This is a genomic window from Methylosinus sp. KRF6, assembly GCF_018887255.1.
GTDB lineage: Bacteria > Pseudomonadota > Alphaproteobacteria > Rhizobiales > Beijerinckiaceae > Methylosinus > Methylosinus sporium.
The window spans coordinates 2,002,089-2,018,788 of sequence record NZ_JAHLJF010000001.1; the positions used below are offsets into that span (position 1 = coordinate 2,002,089).

Here is a 16,700-nt window from a genome sequence, read left to right on the forward strand (position 1 = left end):
GGCGCATGTTCGAGACCGGCATTGCGGAGACGCAGCTTCAATTCGCCGTCCAACGCGATCGGCGCGCCGATGGCGGCCAGCGCCAGGTGCGCGTCGGCCGGCGCGACATTCTGATTTCCCGGCGTCTCGCCGGAGTGTCCATGATGATCAGCGTGCCGGTGCAGGCCTATCGCGGCGTCGCTCTCGACGTCGAGCCGAGCCGGGACGGCGGCGCCTCCTATCGGCTGTCGCTCTCCCATCAGGACCCCGATCTCGACGTCGTCCTCACCGAGACGGCTGACGGCGGCGCAATCTCGGCCGATTGGAAATATTGGGCGTCCTATCTCGATCTGCCGCGCCTCGCCGCGCGTGGCGGCGCGCTCGAGACAATCGATCCGCGCCTCGGCGGCGTCACTCTGCGTGAGGCCATCGCGCGCCGCAAGAACACGTCCGTCGTCCAGCGCCGCCCGCGCTTCTGCGCGCGCCGCAAGGAAGGCGAGGGCGAGCGCATGGCGACGGTCCACCAGGGCGAGCGCGAGATCGTCTGCTATGAGTGAGCCGTCGTCGTCGACCGATCGTCAGATGGGGCTTTGTCCTGAAAACTGCCCATTGTAGCCTTTGTCTGGCGTTCCGAGGGTTTGTTCGAAAATTAGCTGGCAGATTGGCATCCCCGATCGAAGCTTAATCGACAAGGGCCCATGATTTATAATTTCCAGTCGGATACGGCCATCGAAGCCGGCGTCTATCGTAGGCGCAGTTATATGAACAGAGAGTCCATATCTAGCGAGAGAGCTTTTCCCTTCGACGCGCGCGGCATATCTGGTGTCAATTCGCAGGTCGACATATTCTTTTGTGTAGGCCAGGATGAGTTTGTTTCTATGAAGAACATATCCGTCTTGCGGGATTTCGACTTTTGTCGTGATCGCTTCGAGCGCTCTTTCGGTATCGACCTTCCGCATCGTCGGGTCGAGAATCATTTCTATTCCACTATCAGAAACATCATCCCGAAAAACCGTCAGCTCGTGATCGAGAGTAAGATCGACGCTCGTCGAGCTGTAAGCGTTCTCGGCAGGCGGTGGTTCGATGACGATCACGCCTTTCTTGATCGCTGTACGAATTTCTCGATCGGTCAAAATCACGCGATTTCTCTTTCAGGTCCCGCCACCAGCTGGTTTTTGTCGACCCAGATTCGCCAATTGCCCGCCGACGTTTCTCTCGGGAGTTCGACGAGATACGAATTACCTTCGAATCGAATGGGATAACCCACGCTCACATATCCGTTCTTGAGCGAGCGTTTGTCTATCACCAGACTTTCATCTCCGTCGTTTCCATGAATTGTGACGACAACTTCGCTATGATGCAGGCCATCGCCTATTTTATCGACACGGAGTTTCATCATAGGCATCTCCTGAAGCCGATTCTAAATCTCGTTCTCACCCGTTAGGTAGCACGCCGCGCTCGTGGAATGCGCGACTCGGCGCTGTCCGGATAAGAACATACAGCGAACATAAGCGTTTGTCCCGCACAAAACCGTGGTCTGGTCGAGGTTCTGTATCGGTCAGCCCGATAGGCTCTGCGCCGCGAGCCCGGCGAAGAGCAGCAGGCCGGCGTCGCGATTGGAGCGGAACAGCATGAGCGCCGTCTCCGGCGCGGCGGATTCGCTGGTCCGATAGACCTGCCAGCAAAAATGCGCCGCATAGGCGGCGAGGCCGAGCTGCGCGAAGCCGCCGACATCGGCGGACAGCAGGGCCAGTTCCGCGAAGACGACGGAGCCGAGATAGAGCGCGCCGACCGCGAGCCGCACGCGCGCGCCGAACAGCAGCGCTGTCGAGCGCACGCCCGCAATGGCGTCGTCGCGCTTGTCCTGCAGCGCATAGATCGTGTCGAAGCCGATCGTCCACAAAATCGCCGAGGCGTAGAGGAGGACGGCCGGCAGGCCGAGCCCGCCGGTCAGCGCCGTCCAGCCGAGCAGCGCGCCATAGGCGAAAGCCAGCCCCAGCACCGCCTGCGGCCAGGAGGTGACGCGCTTGGCGAAAGGATAGATCAGCACGATCAGCGGCGAGGCGAAGCCGAGCGCGATGGTGAAGCCGTTGAAGGACAGAAGAACGCCGAGCCCGACGAGGCATTGCGCCACGAGAAAGGCGATCGCCGCGCGCAAGGAGACGCGGCCGCTGGCGAGCGGACGCAGCCGCGTGCGCTCCACCTTCGCGTCGATCTTGCGGTCGACGATGTCGTTATAGGTGGAGCCGGCGCCGCGCATGGAGACCGCGCCGATGAAGAAGAGCAGCAAATGCCAGACATTCGGCGGCGTCCCGAGCGCCGCGGCGGCGAGCGCGCTCCCCTGCCAGCAGGGCAGCAGCAGCAGCCACCAGCCGATCGGCCGATCGAGGCGGGCGAGCTGCACATAGGGACGGAGCGGGTCCGGCGCGAGGCGCCAGAGCGGATGGTCGGCGACGGCGTCGGGCAGCCGCGGCTCGTCCTGAGGCCGTTCCGCCGCGCTCACAGCGGGCCGGCGGGCAGCTTCTGCGCCTGCGGGCCGATGCCGGCGGCCGCTTCTTCCTGCATTTTCTTCGCCTTGGCGGCGACCGCGCAGGCCTGGGCGGCGAAAGTCTGCGTCTTGCCGCGCGCCTGCTTGAAACCGTCGACCATAGCGTCGGGAATGTTGCACCATTCCTTGTTCTTATCGATATAGGCGGCCATCTCGGTCTCTATGGAGACGAGCTTGCGCGCCACCGGGCAGGCCGCGATCGGGTCCATCTTGCCCTTGGACGCTTTGCCGATATTGTTGAGCGTCTGGATCTGGGACATGCGCCGCTGCGAGAGCTTCTGAAAATCCTCCTGGCAGGACTGGGCCAGAGCGGCCGACGCTCCCGCTGTCGCGAGAAGAATTCCCAATATCGGCGCGCCTGCGATCATGCCTGCAATCGCCCGCGCGTTCCGCGCGATACCGCTCCTTGCCCTCATGGCGGCGTTCCCCTTTTATGGTTTAAGCGGTCTTAGCAAGAGACTTGCGCCACTTGCAAGCATCCGGCAGTTTCGCGGATAAAGCGGCGGCTTGATGGCGGCCTGCCTCTCACGCTCCGGGAAAGCTCGTGTCACGTTATGATTTCTCCGCGCAGAGGCTGTTCGTCGAGGCGCCCCTCGAGGCCGGCGCGCGTATCATTCCGGACGCCGACCGCCTCAATTATCTGTTGAATGTGCTGCGCCTGCGCGAGGGCGACACGATCTTGCTATTCAACAGCCGCGACGGCGAATGGCGCGCGCGCCTCGCGGAAGTGGCGAAGCGCAAAGCGATTCTCGTCGTCGAGGAACGATTGCGCGCGCAGACGGCGAGCGCCGATCTTCATTATTGCTTCGCGCCGCTCAAACATGCGCGTCTCGACTATATGGCCCAAAAGGCCACCGAAATGGGCGTTTCGCGGCTCGCGCCGATCATCACCCGCCGCACCCAGGCGCGCCGCGTCAATCTGGAGCGCCTTTCCGCCAATGTGGCGGAGGCGGCCGAGCAATGCGGCGTGCTGAGCCTGCCGGAGGTGGTCGAGGAGCGCTCTCTCGATGCCTATCTCGCCGCGCGGGAGGCGGAACGGCTGCTGGTCTTCTGCGACGAGGACGCCGAGCTCGCCGATCCGATCGCCGCTCTGCGCGCGGCGCCGGCGCATAGGGGCGTCGACGTTCTGGTCGGCCCGGAGGGGGGCTTCGATCCCGAGGAACGGAAGATGATTCTCGTCGCCCCGCTCGCCACGCGCCTCGCGCTCGGCCCACGCATATTGCGCGCCGACACCGCCGCCGTCGCGGCGCTCGCCATGGTTCAGGCGGTTCTCGGAGATTGGCGTTGACGGACTCGTTTAGTGACACGATGCTGCCACGATTATTCGACCTTATTGGACCTAAGTGGTCGCCGTCGCGTGACCTCTCGCGTCGAAGCGTGCGAAGTAACGAGTTGGTAAACATCGGGCGGCAACATCGAAGCGCGGCGCAAATCGCCCATTCGGTTGTTGCGATGCGAGACATTTTCGAGGCTGATCTGCGAATGACCGTTTTCACCGCCGAAGCTCGCGGGCTCGACGTCCGCTGGATTGTCGCCTGCCTCTGCCTTTGCGCCGCCATCGGCGCGCCGGCGACGCAGGCGCAGACGACCGGCGCAATTCCCCCCAACGGACACTGCGCCCGTTTCGGCGAGGGGTTCGTCCCGGTCGCCGGCTCCGACAATTGCGTGCGTCTCGGCGGCCATGTGCGCGCCGGGGGGCTCGGCGGCCCGGTCGGGTCGCAGGATGGAATGCGGCCGATCGGCCATTCCTATGTGCGCGCGCCGGGAGCCGCGGGCCTCTACGCGCGCTGAGCGCCCGCGCGCATAGAGGCGTGGGGCGTCGCTCCTGTTACAGCAGGCAATCCATGAAGGCCGGCTCGACCGAACGGCCCCATTTTCCGTGATAGGCCTCGAGCCGGCGCTCTGCGAGCGTGCGGCCGCTCTCGGCGATCTCCTCTAGCGGGGCGAGATAGATCGTCTCGTCGCGCCCCTGCGCATCCCGTTTTCCCCGACGGGCGAGACCGGCGCGCGCCAGCGCCAACATGTCGCGGGCGATCTCGAGCGCGCTGCGGCCTTTGATGCGCGCCGCCAGCGCGAGGCGCGGAACATCGGCGCGCAGCGTCTCCCGCTCCTCGGCGCTCCAGCCCTCGATCAGCGCCAGCGCCCCGTCCAGCGCCGCGCGATCATAGAAGAGCCCGACGAAGAGCGCCGGCAGAGCCGTCATATGCGAGCGCGGCCCGCCGTCGGCGCCGCGCATTTCGAGATAGCGCTTGAGCCGCGCCTCCGGGAAAATGGCGCCCAAATGATTGGCCCAGTCCGACATTGTCGCGCGCTCGCCCGGCAGAGCGGCGAGCTTGCCGTCCAATAGATCGCGGAAGCTCGCGCCGGCGACATTGTGATAGACCTCGCCGCGCTTGACGAAATAGAGCGGCACGTCGAGCGCATAATCCACATAGCGCTCGAAGCCCATGCCGGGCTCGAAGGCGAAGGGCAGCATTCCGGTGCGGTCGGCGTCGGTGTCGCGCCAGATCTGCGAGCGCTGCGACAAAAAGCCGGTCGGCTCGCCGTCGATGAAGGGCGAATTGGCGAAGAGCGCGGTGACGATCGGCTGCAGCGCCAGGCCGACGCGCAGCTTGTCGACCATGTCCTTCTCGGAGGTGTAGTCGAGATTGACCTGGATGGTCGCTGTGCGGAACATCATGTCGAGGCCGAGCGCGCCGACCTTCGGCATATAGGCGGCCATGATCCCGTAGCGCTGCTTGGGCATTGCGGGCGTCTCGGCGCGCCGCCATTTGGGGCTCGCGCCGAGATCGAGAAAGGAGATTCCGAAACGGCGCGCCACCGGCTCCAGCGCCGCGAAATGAGCGTCGAGCTCGTCCTTCACGCCATGGACCGTGGGCAAAGGCGCGCCGGAGAGCTCGAATTGGCCGCCCGGCTCCAGCGAAACGGCCCCTAGGCCATGCGGGTCGTAGAGGCCGATGATCGCCTCGCGATCGGTGATCGGCTCCCAGCCGAGCGCCGCGCCCAATCCTTCGAGCAAATCCTTTATGCCGCCGGCCGGCGACGTATAGGGCACAGGCGCGCGGCTCTCGCCGAAAAACGGGATTTTCTCATGTTCCGTCCCGACATTGAGATCGTCGGGCGTCTTGATTCCGGCCTCGAACCATTCCACGAGCGCATTGCGCGACGTGATCGGCGTCGTATCGTTTACGTCGCGAGCCATCAGCAACTTTCAGTGAGGACCGGCGCAGCGGTCCATATAGGTCGACTTCCCTTCCGGCGAGCGCGAAAGGGCGGGCGCGAACGACAGCGCTTCCGGCTCGGCGCCGAAGCAATATGCGTTCCGGCTGCTGCATTGGCGGAAAAGCCGCCGGCGCGCAAGACCGCCCCGCCGCGCGCGGCGCCGGGGCGGCGGCTGGCTTAACGCTTTCGAGACGAATTAAGCTTATGTTTCTGTTACCGAGAAGGCCGCGTTTTCGTCCTATGAGGCGCGACGCCCGCCACTCGGCCAGACCGCTCGAGGAATTTGATCCATGCCGAATTGCCTGCGCCGATTTCTGGCGGACGAGAGCGGAGCGACGACCCTCGAATATGCGATGATCGGCTTCTTCCTCTCGATCGTGATCCTGGCGGCGACGCGCATCATCGGCACCAAGCTCTCGGCCGCCTATTATCTCCCCGTCGCCAATAATCTGACCTGAGGTCAGCCTCTCGCCGAGGTGAAAATTCGTCCCAGCAATTCGTCGAGATCGGGCCGCCGCTCGGCGTCGGCCGGGGCCGTGAGCGTCTTGCGGATATGATCCAGCGCCTCTTGGAGCGCATCGGCCGGCGGGGCCGTCCGCGGCTGCGGCGCCGGCTTGGTCCCGAACAAGCTCGCAAATAGCCCGGCCAGCCAGCCGCCCTTCGGCGCCGGCGCCGGCGGCTCCGTCGGCTGATCCAAGACGGCGGCGACGCCTTGGCGCTCCAGCGTCGAGCCGAGCCCGCCGGCGGCGATCGAGACGAGAACCGGCAGCAGGCGTTGCAGCACGTCGGCGCGCAGGCCGCTCTCGCGGGCCGCCAATTGCGAGACCTCGCCGGCGGCTGCGGCCGAGCCGAAGAGATGCGCGACAATGGCGTCGCCGCCGTCGAGGCTGGCCTGCGAATGGGCCTCCTCGGCATTCTCGAAAGCGGCGCGATGGGCGGCGTCATTGGCGGCGTCGAGGAGGGGGCGCAGCGAATCGGGCTGCTCGGCGGCCTTGCTCAGCGCCGCGACCAGCGCCGGCAGCAGCGAATCGACGGCGGCGCGCGTCTGCCAGGACGCGAGACCGAAGCGGTCCGAGAGATTTTCGATGATCTGGCCGCCTTGAGCGGACTGTATTATATCGACGATATTCGACATATTCGCCCCCGTCCCCTCATAGACCGCGAGATGGGCCGCGAGACACTCCGGCATCGGCGCGGGCCAGTCTTCGTCGATGGCTGTGTAGCAGATTTTCGGGCAGGCGGCGAGGGAGCGGGCGCTCGGCTTGACAGCTATCCCCATGCGGGACATCACAGCGCGGCGCGCTTCGGCCGCCCCCTTTCGATCAAGAGGCGCTAGAGGATGAATATTCAGCACCGCCCGTCGCCGAAGCCGCCGTTGAAGATTCTTCTGTGCTCGCCGCGGGGGTTTTGCGCCGGCGTCGTGCGGGCGATCGACGCGGTGGAGCGGGCGCTCGCCAAATTCGGCCCGCCCGTCTATGTGCGGCACGAGATCGTCCATAATCGCTATGTGGTCGAGGCGCTGAAGGCAAAAGGCGCGATCTTCGTCGAGGAGCTGGAGGAGGTGCCGGACACGACGGCGCCGGTGATTTTCTCCGCCCATGGCGTCGCCAAATCTGTTTCCGCCGAGGCCGCCGCGCGCTATCTTCTGGCGATCGACGCCACCTGCCCGCTGGTGACGAAGGTGCATCGCGAGGCGGAGATTCATCACAAGCGCGGACGCAAAGTGCTGCTCGTCGGCCATTCCGGCCACCCGGAAGTGGTCGGCACCATGGGCCAGCTGCCGCCGGGCGCGGTGGTGCTGGTCGAATCGGTCCAGGCGGTCGAAGAGCTGCGGCTCGAGGATGTGGCCGATCTCGCCTATGTGACGCAGACCACTCTGTCGCTCGACGATTCGCAGGAGATCGTCAGCGCGCTGACGCGGCGCTTCCCGCAGATCGTCGGTCCCCATAAGGAGGACATCTGCTATGCGACCACCAATCGCCAGGCGGCGGTGAAGCAAGTGGCCCCGCAGGTCGATGCGGTGCTCGTCGTCGGCTCGCCCAATTCCTCCAATTCGCAGCGCCTGCGCGAGGTGGCGGAGCGGTCCGGCGCGCCGGCGCAGCTGGTCCAGGGCCGCAGCGAGATCGATTGGAGCATGTTCGCCGGCATTGCTTCGCTCGGCATCAGCGCCGGGGCCTCGGCGCCGGAGGTGCTGGTCGAGGAGATCATGGAGGCTTTCGCCGAGCGCTATGAGATTTCCGTCGAGACCGTGTCCGCCGCGCTGGAAGACGTCGCCTTCCCGCTCCCCAAGGAGCTGCGCGCGCTCGCCTGACGCGCCTCGCTTTTCTCCAACCGCGCGGAACTCATGGCCGTCTACACAGATGTCGACGACGAGGAGCTGATCGCCTTTCTCGCAGGCTATGACCTCGGCGCGCTCTTGTCCTGCAAGGGCATCGCCGAAGGGGTCGAGAACTCCAATTATTATCTGCATACGAGCGCCGGCAGCTTCATCCTCACCCTCTATGAGAAGCGCGTCGCCGAGGCCGATCTGCCCTTTTTCCTGGGGCTGATGGAGCATCTCTCCGCCAAAGGCCTCGGCTGCCCGCAGCCGGTGCGCGACCGCGCTGGCGCGGCGCTCGGGCGGCTCGCCGGGCGGCCGGCGGCGATCGTCACCTTTCTCGACGGCTATTCCGTCCATCATCCAGAGCCCGCCCATTGCGCGCGGCTCGGCGAGGCGCTGGCGCAATTGCATCTCGCCGGCGCCGATTTCCCGCTGCGCCGCGCCAACGCTTTGTCGGTCGGCGGCTGGCGGCCGCTCTATGCGCCTTTCGCCGCGAGGGCGGGCGAGGTGGCGGAGGATTTGGGCGCGATCGTCGCCGCGGAGCTGGAGACGCTCGAGCGCGATTGGCCCAGCGGCCTGCCGGAGGGCGTCATCCACGCCGATCTCTTCCCGGACAATGTGTTCTTCCTCGGCGATCGCGTCTCCGGCCTCATCGATTTCTATTTCGCCTGCGTCGATTCGCTGGCCTATGATCTCGCCATCTGCCTCAACGCCTGGTGCTTCGACGCCGCCGGAAGCTATGACGCCGAAAAGGGCGCCGCGCTGCTGGAGTCTTACGCGCGCGCGCGGCCGCTGACGGCGGCGGAGGCGGACGCCTTTCCGCTGCTCGCGCGCGGCGCGGCGCTGCGCTTTCTGCTGACGCGCTTCGTCGATTGGCTGAATGTGCCTCGAGGCGCGCTGGTGCGGCCCAAGGACCCGCGCGAATATCTCGCGCGCCTGCGTTTCCACAGGACCATACGCTCCGCGCGCGACTATGGTCTGCGCGCATGAGCGGACGCGTCGCCATTTGGACGGATGGAGCCTGCTCCGGCAATCCCGGCCCGGGCGGCTGGGGGGCCATATTGCGCTTCGGCGAGCGCGAGAAGGAGATTTGCGGCGGCGAGACGGGGACCACCAATAATCGCATGGAGCTCACCGCCGCGATCGAGGCGCTGGAGGCGCTGACGCGGCCCTGCCATGTCGATCTCCACACCGATTCCCAATATGTGCGCGACGGCATCACCTCCTGGCTGAAGGGCTGGAAGGCGCGCGGCTGGAAGACGGCGGACCGCAAGCCAGTGAAAAACATGGACCTCTGGACGCGGCTCGACGCCGCCGCCGAGCGTCACGCTGTCGCCTGGCATTGGGTGCGCGGCCATGCCGGCGACGAGATGAACGAGCGCGCCGACGCGCTCGCCCGCAAAGGCATGGCGCCCTTTCAGTCGAAAGCGCGCTGAATGCGGCCGGCGCCCCTTGCCGAATGAGACTCTAAATACCAAATCAATTCGGGCAGAGCTCTTCTTCTACTCAGGGGCGCAGCAGAGGCTGCGCCCCTAATTTTTTGCGCGAGGCTCAGTCCAGCGTCAGCGGCAGCTCCACTCCGCCTTTTTCCGTTCGGACCGTCGCGCGGGCGGCGATGGCGCCCTCCAGCTTTCCTTCGCCGAGCTTCAGCGCGAAGCCGCCCTCTCCATCGGCGACGCTGTCGATGATGAAGGGCTCCGGCGCCTCGATGAAGACATCCGCCGCTTTCCCCGGCCCGAGATAGCGCAGCGTCCATGCGCCGGCGCCGGCGCCGGCGCGCGCGACCGCGACGAATTTCCCGGCCTCGCTCGCGGCGATCCGGCGCGGAACCAAATTATCGGCCGCCGCCAATGTCTCCGTGAAGGGGGAGGAGCCCGTTGTCGGCGGAGCGAGGGAGAGCTTCGCTTTGACCGGCAGGCAGATTTGCGCGCAGGCGGCGTAATCCAGCGCGAGCTTCACCACCACGCGCTCGCCCGCCTTCCCGGGCGTCACCCGCAATGGGAAGATCAGGCTCTCGTCATAGCCGGCGACCGTCATGCCGGCCTCGGCGATATGTTTGGGCGCGGGATAGAGCGTCTCCACGGCGGCGACATTCTCCGACCCCGAGAAATCGAGAACGGGCGGCGCGCCGGCGTCGCCGGGACTGCGCCAATAGGTGACGGTCCCCGGATCGAGCGTGATCTCGAGGCCGAGGCGATAGACGCCGCCATCGGGCGCGCCGGCCGAGAGGAGGCGCGCGCCCGAATGGGCGCCGCGGGCGACGGGCGATGCGAAGTCCTGGTCCTGCGCGGCCGCGGGCGCGGCGAGAAGAGCGAGGGCGAGCGCCGCCGCTGTGGAATTTCGAATGGGCATCAGGAGTCCTCGGGGCGCGCCCCGCGCCGGTTTTCGCTACGTAGAACGGCGCTTGTTATGCGTCGGCGCCGCGCGTAGTATGACCCTATGAGCCCGGTCGGCAAGAAACAAGGCCTCGAGAGAGCGGCCGTCCGCGCAGCCCGGCGGTCGGCGGGGTCGCGCGTCGCCGGCTCTTCCGCCCCGATCATCCGCCCCGAGGCGGGCCCCGAGATGGGCGCGGGCTCCAAATCCTCCGGCAGGCGCTATCTCGACGGGCAGATGCTGGTGGCGATGCCCGGCATGGTCGATCAGCGCTTCGCCCGCTCGGTCGTCTATCTCTGCGCCCATTCGGAAGACGGCGCCATGGGCATTGTCGTCAACCAGCCCTCGCAGGTCCGCAATTTCCCCGATCTTCTGGTGCAGTTGCAGATCATCGCGCCGCAGGAGCGCATCAGCCTGCCCAAGGAGACCGAGACCATTCAAGTGCTGCAAGGCGGGCCGGTGCAGACCGACCGCGGCTTCGTGCTGCATTCCTCGGATTTCTTCATCGACAATTCGACGCTGCCGATCGACGACGGCGTGTCCTTGACCGCCACCATCGACATTCTGCGCGCCATCGCCGCCGGCGAGGGGCCCGATCGAGCGCTGCTGGCGTTGGGCTACGCCGGCTGGGACCCCGGCCAGCTCGAGAACGAGATTCAGCACAATGGCTGGCTCAACTGCCCGGCCGATCCGTCCATCTTGTTCGACACCGATCTCGAGTCGAAATACGCGCGCGCCCTGCGCCTCATCGGCATCGATCTGGCGCGGCTGTCGTCCGCCGCGGGACATGCGTGAAATTTAGCGAATAGTGAATAGCGAATAGTGAATAGCGAATAGCGAATAGTGAATAGCGAATAGCGAATAGCGAATAGTAAGATATTCTACTCGCTACTCGCTACTCGCGCTACTCGCTCCATCTCACTCCGCCTCTTGAATCGTCGCCGCGCCCACTTCCGTCTTCGGCGTGCGCTTGAATGTGGATTTGCGGCCGCGCATCGTCTGTAAAATCTTTGCGCCATTGGAGAAGGCGAGATAGATCATCAGCGGCGGCACCGAGACCATCGTCTTCACATAATCGTTCAGCGAGCCGCGCTTCAGCGCCAGATAAGGCAGAAGCGTGAAGCCGAGCACGACGACCAGCGTCTCGAGGAAGATGAACTCCAGCACCGGCAGATAGGGCGCCAGAGAGCCGCGCAGGATCACGCCGAGCAGCAGGCAGATGAGGCCGATCGCCGCCGTCGGGAAGAATATCTGATGCACGATCAGCACGATGGCGGCGACGCGGCGGGTCAATGACCAGGGCGCGTTCCACAGCGGCAGAACGGTCTTCTGCGCCACTTGCACGAAGCCGTTGGACCAGCGGCGCTGCTGGCGGCGATAGTCGCGCAGCCCCTCCGGCACCTGGCCGGGAATGGGCGGCTCGGAGACGAAGATGCCGTGCCATCCGCCGAGCGCCGCGCGCACGGTGAGGTCCAAATCCTCGCACAGCGAGTAATCGGACCAGCCGCCGACCGCCTCGATCGTCTGGCGGCGCCAGATGCCGCCGGTTCCGTTGAATTGGAACAGCCAGCCGGCGAGGGCGCGCGTGCGCTGCTCGACGAGGAAATGGCCGTCCTGCACGAGACCTTGCGCCCGCGTCAGCCAATTCTTGCGATAATTGGAGAATTCGCAGCGCGATTGCACGAAGCCGGCGCGATCGTCCTTCACCAGCAGCGGCACGGTGCGGCGCAGCCAATCGGCCGGCGGGCGGAAATCGGCGTCCAGCATGGCGATATAGGGCGCGTCGAAGAGCTTCAGCCCCTCGGCGCAGGCGCCGGCCTTGAAGCCGGAGCGATCGGCGCGGCGCACATGATGAATGTCGACGCCCTTGGCGCGCAATTCGATCGCCACGGCCTCGGCGCGCTGCGGCGTCTCGTCGGTCGAATCGTCGAGCAGCTGAATATGCAGCCGGTCCCTGGGCCAATCGAGCTCGGCGACGCAGCGCAGCGCCTGCTCCGTCACCTCGGCTTCGTTGAAGACGGGGATTTGCAGCAGCACATGCGGCAGCTCATCCTCGGGCAAAGCGACGGCCTCGGGATCGCGTGCGCCGCGCAATTGATCGAAGAGGAAGCGGGCGATGATGGCGACGAAGCCCGCGCCGATCGAAATCATGATCAGCGCCGCGGCGAGCCAGACGCTATCGACGAGAAATTGCAGAAGAGCGAGGATCAAGCGGTTTTATCCTTCTTCCTTCGCGACCTGCGGCTCCATTTCGGCGGCCGTCTCGCCGCAGGAGCGCGTGTCGATCGTCGTCTTGGCCCAGACGACCTTGGTGGCCGTCCAGGCGTGCAGCCACACGGCGAACATCAACGCCTCGCGCGCCAGGAAAATCGCCGGCGCCGCCCAGGTTACTTTCCATCCCTTGGCGAAGGAAAGCAGCGTCTCCGAGCTTAGCCACAAACAAAAAGTGACGGTCAAGGCCGTCGTGGGGGCGACGCCGACGAGCGGGGAGCCGATCGCCGCCGCCGCGAAGGCGGGCAGCGCCTGGCAGAAGGGCTCCGCCAGGAAGGAGAGAATCTCGTCGTCGCGGCGCACCACGCTCCAGCGCAATTGCCGATTGTAGACGTCGCGGAGATCGCGCTCGCCCAATTCCTGGCGCACCAGCCGATGCGAGAAGACGGTGCGGAGCCTGATGCGGCCGAGCGCCTTGGCGGTGGCGTTGTCCTCACCGACCGTATGGGCGATCGCGGCGAAGCCGCCGGCGCGCAAAAAGTCGCTGCGGCGAAACAGCATGATCTTGCCGACGCCGAAGCCGCCGCCGAGCGCGGAGGCGGCGAACAACATGCGCTGATGCGGCCCGTTCATGATCGCCGCCTCGACGAGGGCGCCGAAATTCTCCGGCCGCGCGGCATAGGGGATCGCGCAGACCATGCCGACGCCGGGCTTCAAATGGCGCATCGTCTCGGAAAGGTCGTCCGGCTCCAGCACGATGTTGGAGTCCTTCATGAAGATCACATCGTTGCGCGCCGCGTTGAAGGGCGCGAAGAGATTGTCGACCTTGGGACTCGCGGCGAAACGCGCCGTGGAGTGGAGAATGCGCGACTCGATCTGTGGATGGCGCGCGAAAATGTCGCGCATCGCCGCAATGGCGGGCGACTCCGTCTCCGTCGCCGAGGCCAGCGCCTCCAATTGTGGATAAGTCTGCGCGAGAGCGGATTCTTGAGCGCGCTCGAAGCCCTGGTCCAGCATTTTCACCGGCAGGACCAGGGAGACGGGCGGCTGCTCCCGGCTGCTCCCGCGCATGGCGACGAGCCAGGGATGAATGAGCGCCGCCGTCACCGAGAGGAGCAGCAGCAAGGCGGAGCAGGCCCAGAATACAGCCGACAGAACGACGAGCGAATACAGGATGCTGTCGATCACGGCGTCTCCCGTTCGTGGGTCTGAGGCACAGCCACTTCGAAGAGCCGCATGGCCGAATCGACGGCGCGGGGCGGCAGCATCGCAAACAGCTTCATCGCATAATAGACGAAGAGCGGAAAGGCGATCACCGCGGCGCGCTTGTCGAGGCCGCGCATGATGATCTCTGCCGCCTTCTCGTCGCTCACCTTTCCGGCCTGCCACGCGCGCAGCTTGTCGGTCATCGGCGTCGCCACGAAGCCGGGGACGATCAGGCTCACATGCACGCCATGCGGGGCGAGGGCGCCGCGCAGCGAATCGGCATAGAGATGAACCGCCGCCTTGCTGGCGCAATAGGCCGGCGAATAGGGCAGGCCGCGCAGCCCCGCCATGGAGCCGACGACGGCGATCTGCCCGCGTTTGCGCGCCGTCATCGCCTCTATGGCCGGCTCCACCGTGTTGAACACGCCGAGCACATTGATGGACAGCGTGCCGCGCACGGCCTCCGGGTCCTCGGCGATCTGGCCCGGCGAAAGGCCGGTGGAGATTCCGGCGTTGGCGATGACGAGATCGAGCGGGTCGCGCGCGTCCGCCTCGGCGATGCGCGCCGCCATGCCGGGCCGATCGCGCACATCAGCGATCGTGACCTCCGCCTCGGCGCCCTTGGCGCGGCAGTCGGCCGCGACCGCCTCCAGCCGCGCGGCGTCGCGGCCGAAGAGGGCGAGGTTGCGCCCCTCCTGCGCATAGCGCAGCGCCAGCGCGCGGCCGATGCCGCTCGACGCGCCGGTGACGAGAATGCGTCTCGCCCCGCGCTTCACGGGCGGAACTTTCGCGGCGCCGTCATCAGCGCCTCGCCGACGAGCGCCGGCGCGCGTGTCGCGCCATAGGCCAGAAGTCGCAAGAAAACGCCCTCCTCGGGGGATGATCGCAGCACGCGGCCCGACAATGTGACCTCTTCGCCGCGCAGCACCGGCTGCACGAATTTGGCGGAGAGCCGCGCCAGAAACAAATCGCGCCGCCAGGCGCAGAGCAGCGGCTCGAAGGCCGCGAGAAGCTTCATGCCATGGACGGGCGGCGCGGGGAAGCCGATGGCGTGGGCGAGATCATCGTCGAGATGCAGCGGATTGGCGTCGCCGGAGGCCGCCGCATAGGCTTGGAGCGCGGCGGCGTCGAAGGGGCCGATCCGCCAGTCGGGCGTTCGTTCGCCGATCGCGGGCAGGCGCGCGCCGCTCACGCGAGGCACGCGGGGCGCGGCACGATGCGCAAAAGCGTCTCGGCGTGCAGGCGCGGCTCGCCGCCGATCGTCGTGACGCTGGCGTTGACGGAAAGACGCGGCGGCTCCGCCTCCTGGCGGACGGAGACGGTCAAGGCATAGCTCTCGTCGACGCGCAGCGGCGCGAAATAATGGAAGCTCTGCGACTCGTGCACGGGAACGACATCGGCGTCGCCGAGACGCGCGCGGATCGCCGAGTCGATCTCGGGCGCCGCCATCCACACCGCCGGAAAAGCGACGGGCACGATCTTCTCCAGCGTATCGGGGAATCCGATCTCGCGGCGATAGCGTGTCACGCGCTCTTCATCCGCGCAGACGGGCAGCGGGCCGATCCGCGTCTCGCCGCTCTCGGGCGCGCCGGCCATCTAGGCCTCCCCCGCGAGCGCGCGCACGATCAGCACGGCGTTGATCCCGCCGAAGGCGAAGGAATTTGACATGGCTGTGCGAATCTCGACGCGGCGCGCCTCATTGGGCACGGCGTCGATCGGGCAGCGCGGATCGAAATCGAGGAAATTGATCGTCGGCGGCGCGATCTGCTCCTGCAGAGCGCGGATCGTCAGGGCGAGCTCGAGGCCCGCACTGGCGCCCAGCGCATGGCCGTGGATCGGCTTGGTCGAGGAGACCGGCAGACGTCCCGCGCGCTCGCCGAACACGCGGCCGATGGCGGCCGCCTCGGTGATGTCGTTCGCATGGGTCGCTGTGCCATGGGCGTTGAGATAGTCGATCGCCTCCGGGCCGAGGCCGGCGTCGGCGAGGGCGGCCTCCATCGCGCCGGTCATTCCCTCAATGTCGGGGCGCACGAAATCCTTGGCGTCGCTCGTCGTGCCATAGCCGGCGAGCTCGCAGAGCGGCGCATGGCCGCGCTTTTGCGCCGATTCCAGCGTCTCCAGCACGAAGACCGCGGCGCCTTCGCCGAGCGTCATGCCGTTGCGGCCGGTGGAGAAGGGACGGCAGAAATCCGGCGTCATCACGCGCAGCCCTTCCCAGGCGCGAATGGTGCCGTTGATGACGCAGGCCTCGGCCCCGCCGACGATGGCGCGGTCCATGAGGCCGAAGCGGATCATCTGCGCGGCGAGCCCCACCGCCTGGCTCGCCGAGGAGCAGGCGCTGCCGAGCGCGAATGTGGGGCCATGGGCCGAATAGCGCATTCCGAGCGTCGTCGGCGCGGCGCTCGGAATGAGGCGCGGCACGCTGAACGGATCGGGGCGGATGCGCTCCTGATAGTAATGGCGCAAGCCATGGTCGATCGTCGTCATCCCGCCGATGCCGGAGCCGATGATGACGCCGACGCGCGGGCCGGAGAGCTCCTCGCGCGCGAAGCCGGCCTGGGCGACGGCTTCGTCGGAGGCGACCAGCGTGAATTGCGTGAACGGATCGCAGAAGGTCAGAAGCGCCTTCTCGAGATATTTCGACGGGTCGAAATCCGGAACCTGCGCGGCGATTTTTATGCGGCCGTCATAAGGATATTCGGTCACCAGGGGACGGACTTGCGACACTCCGTCTCTGGCCGCCGTCCACAGCGCCGCGGTTCCGACGCCGGCCGCCGAGACCGTCCCCATTCCCGAAATAACGACCCGACGCTCGCCGACGCCTGCGGACGAAGCGGCCAT

General features: G+C 66.3%; 21 protein-coding genes. 8 read left to right on the top strand and 13 right to left on the bottom strand.

The window, feature by feature from the left end:
• The first annotated feature begins 5 nt into the window (after positions 1–5).
• Positions 6–536, top strand: coding sequence for a DUF6101 family protein (locus tag KP010_RS09640; RefSeq protein ID WP_142863246.1), 531 nt, complete (start codon positions 6–8; stop codon positions 534–536).
• Positions 537–557: 21 nt separating this feature from the next.
• Here the strand turns inward: KP010_RS09640 and dcd are convergent, their stop codons facing one another.
• The 4 genes from dcd to KP010_RS09660 form a co-directional block, all read right to left on the bottom strand.
• The gene (gene dcd / locus KP010_RS09645) at positions 558–1,118 is read right to left on the bottom strand and encodes a dCTP deaminase (protein ID WP_216280810.1); all 561 of its coding nucleotides are present in this window, start codon (positions 1,116–1,118) and stop codon (positions 558–560) included.
• Complete coding sequence (locus KP010_RS09650; protein ID WP_142863244.1) at positions 1,115–1,378, bottom strand: hypothetical protein; 264 nt, start codon at positions 1,376–1,378, stop codon at positions 1,115–1,117. The genes dcd and KP010_RS09650 overlap by 4 nt, the downstream gene beginning before the upstream one ends.
• Positions 1,379–1,537: 159 nt before the next feature.
• Entirely contained in the window at positions 1,538–2,482 is a 945-nt protein-coding gene (gene ubiA / locus KP010_RS09655) for a 4-hydroxybenzoate octaprenyltransferase (protein ID WP_142863243.1), read from the bottom strand.
• Positions 2,479–2,895: a hypothetical protein gene (locus tag KP010_RS09660; RefSeq protein ID WP_142863242.1), complete on the bottom strand. Its 417-nt coding sequence runs from the start codon at positions 2,893–2,895 to the stop codon at positions 2,479–2,481. Before KP010_RS09660 ends, ubiA begins: the two co-directional genes overlap by 4 nt.
• Before the next feature lie 176 nt (positions 2,896–3,071).
• On the opposite strand from KP010_RS09660, the gene KP010_RS09665 reads away from it, so the two are divergent.
• Positions 3,072–3,815 (top strand): 16S rRNA (uracil(1498)-N(3))-methyltransferase, encoded by a 744-nt coding sequence (locus KP010_RS09665; RefSeq protein WP_142863241.1) that lies wholly within the window; start codon positions 3,072–3,074, stop codon positions 3,813–3,815.
• Positions 3,816–4,009: 194 nt separating this feature from the next.
• Entirely contained in the window at positions 4,010–4,318 is a 309-nt protein-coding gene (locus KP010_RS09670) for a hypothetical protein (protein ID WP_142863240.1), read from the top strand.
• Positions 4,319–4,355: 37 nt separating this feature from the next.
• Here KP010_RS09670 and KP010_RS09675 read toward each other — a convergent pair whose 3' ends face one another.
• Complete coding sequence (locus KP010_RS09675) at positions 4,356–5,729, bottom strand: glutamate--cysteine ligase (RefSeq protein ID WP_142863239.1); 1,374 nt, start codon at positions 5,727–5,729, stop codon at positions 4,356–4,358.
• Positions 5,730–6,039: 310 nt separating this feature from the next.
• Here KP010_RS09675 and KP010_RS09680 point away from each other — a divergent pair, with 310 nt between their 5' ends.
• A complete protein-coding gene (locus KP010_RS09680; protein ID WP_018266747.1) occupies positions 6,040–6,207 on the top strand; it encodes a Flp family type IVb pilin in 168 nt (55 codons plus the stop codon).
• 2 nt (positions 6,208–6,209) lie between these two features.
• On the opposite strand, the gene KP010_RS09685 is transcribed toward KP010_RS09680, so the two are convergent.
• Complete coding sequence (locus KP010_RS09685; RefSeq protein ID WP_185966510.1) at positions 6,210–7,028, bottom strand: DUF937 domain-containing protein; 819 nt, start codon at positions 7,026–7,028, stop codon at positions 6,210–6,212.
• Positions 7,029–7,088: 60 nt separating this feature from the next.
• Between KP010_RS09685 and ispH the strand changes: the two genes are divergently transcribed.
• Genes ispH through rnhA form a run of 3 tightly spaced genes read left to right on the top strand, consistent with a single transcriptional unit; the run spans position 7,089 to position 9,505 of the window.
• A complete protein-coding gene (gene ispH, locus KP010_RS09690) occupies positions 7,089–8,060 on the top strand; it encodes a 4-hydroxy-3-methylbut-2-enyl diphosphate reductase (protein ID WP_142863237.1) in 972 nt (323 codons plus the stop codon).
• 33 nt (positions 8,061–8,093) lie between these two features.
• Positions 8,094–9,059, top strand: a complete 966-nt coding sequence (thrB, locus tag KP010_RS09695; RefSeq protein ID WP_142863236.1) for a homoserine kinase — start codon at positions 8,094–8,096, stop codon at positions 9,057–9,059.
• On the top strand, positions 9,056–9,505 hold the full coding sequence (rnhA, locus tag KP010_RS09700; protein WP_108917126.1) for a ribonuclease HI: 450 nt from the start codon (positions 9,056–9,058) through the stop codon (positions 9,503–9,505). The genes thrB and rnhA overlap by 4 nt, the downstream gene beginning before the upstream one ends.
• Positions 9,506–9,620: 115 nt before the next feature.
• Here rnhA and KP010_RS09705 read toward each other — a convergent pair whose 3' ends face one another.
• The gene (locus tag KP010_RS09705; RefSeq protein ID WP_142863235.1) at positions 9,621–10,421 is read right to left on the bottom strand and encodes a protein-disulfide reductase DsbD domain-containing protein; all 801 of its coding nucleotides are present in this window, start codon (positions 10,419–10,421) and stop codon (positions 9,621–9,623) included.
• A 210-nt stretch (positions 10,422–10,631) separates the two neighbouring features.
• On the opposite strand from KP010_RS09705, the gene KP010_RS09710 reads away from it, so the two are divergent.
• Positions 10,632–11,237, top strand: coding sequence for a YqgE/AlgH family protein (locus KP010_RS09710; RefSeq protein ID WP_108917154.1), 606 nt, complete (start codon positions 10,632–10,634; stop codon positions 11,235–11,237).
• 123 nt (positions 11,238–11,360) lie between these two features.
• Here KP010_RS09710 and KP010_RS09715 read toward each other — a convergent pair whose 3' ends face one another.
• The 6 genes from KP010_RS09715 to KP010_RS09740 are packed head-to-tail and all read right to left on the bottom strand — an operon-like array spanning position 11,361 to position 16,700.
• Positions 11,361–12,653 (bottom strand): glycosyltransferase family 2 protein, encoded by a 1,293-nt coding sequence (locus KP010_RS09715; protein WP_174800234.1) that lies wholly within the window; start codon positions 12,651–12,653, stop codon positions 11,361–11,363.
• A 6-nt stretch (positions 12,654–12,659) separates the two neighbouring features.
• The gene (locus tag KP010_RS09720; protein WP_142863234.1) at positions 12,660–13,841 is read right to left on the bottom strand and encodes a glycosyltransferase; all 1,182 of its coding nucleotides are present in this window, start codon (positions 13,839–13,841) and stop codon (positions 12,660–12,662) included.
• The gene (locus KP010_RS09725; RefSeq protein WP_142863233.1) at positions 13,838–14,635 is read right to left on the bottom strand and encodes an SDR family oxidoreductase; all 798 of its coding nucleotides are present in this window, start codon (positions 14,633–14,635) and stop codon (positions 13,838–13,840) included. The genes KP010_RS09720 and KP010_RS09725 overlap by 4 nt, the downstream gene beginning before the upstream one ends.
• Positions 14,632–15,051, bottom strand: coding sequence for a MaoC family dehydratase (locus KP010_RS09730; RefSeq protein ID WP_108917122.1), 420 nt, complete (start codon positions 15,049–15,051; stop codon positions 14,632–14,634). Before KP010_RS09730 ends, KP010_RS09725 begins: the two co-directional genes overlap by 4 nt.
• Positions 15,048–15,455 (bottom strand): hypothetical protein, encoded by a 408-nt coding sequence (locus tag KP010_RS09735; RefSeq protein ID WP_142863232.1) that lies wholly within the window; start codon positions 15,453–15,455, stop codon positions 15,048–15,050. Before KP010_RS09735 ends, KP010_RS09730 begins: the two co-directional genes overlap by 4 nt.
• Positions 15,456–16,700, bottom strand: a complete 1,245-nt coding sequence (locus KP010_RS09740) for a beta-ketoacyl synthase (protein WP_108917120.1) — start codon at positions 16,698–16,700, stop codon at positions 15,456–15,458.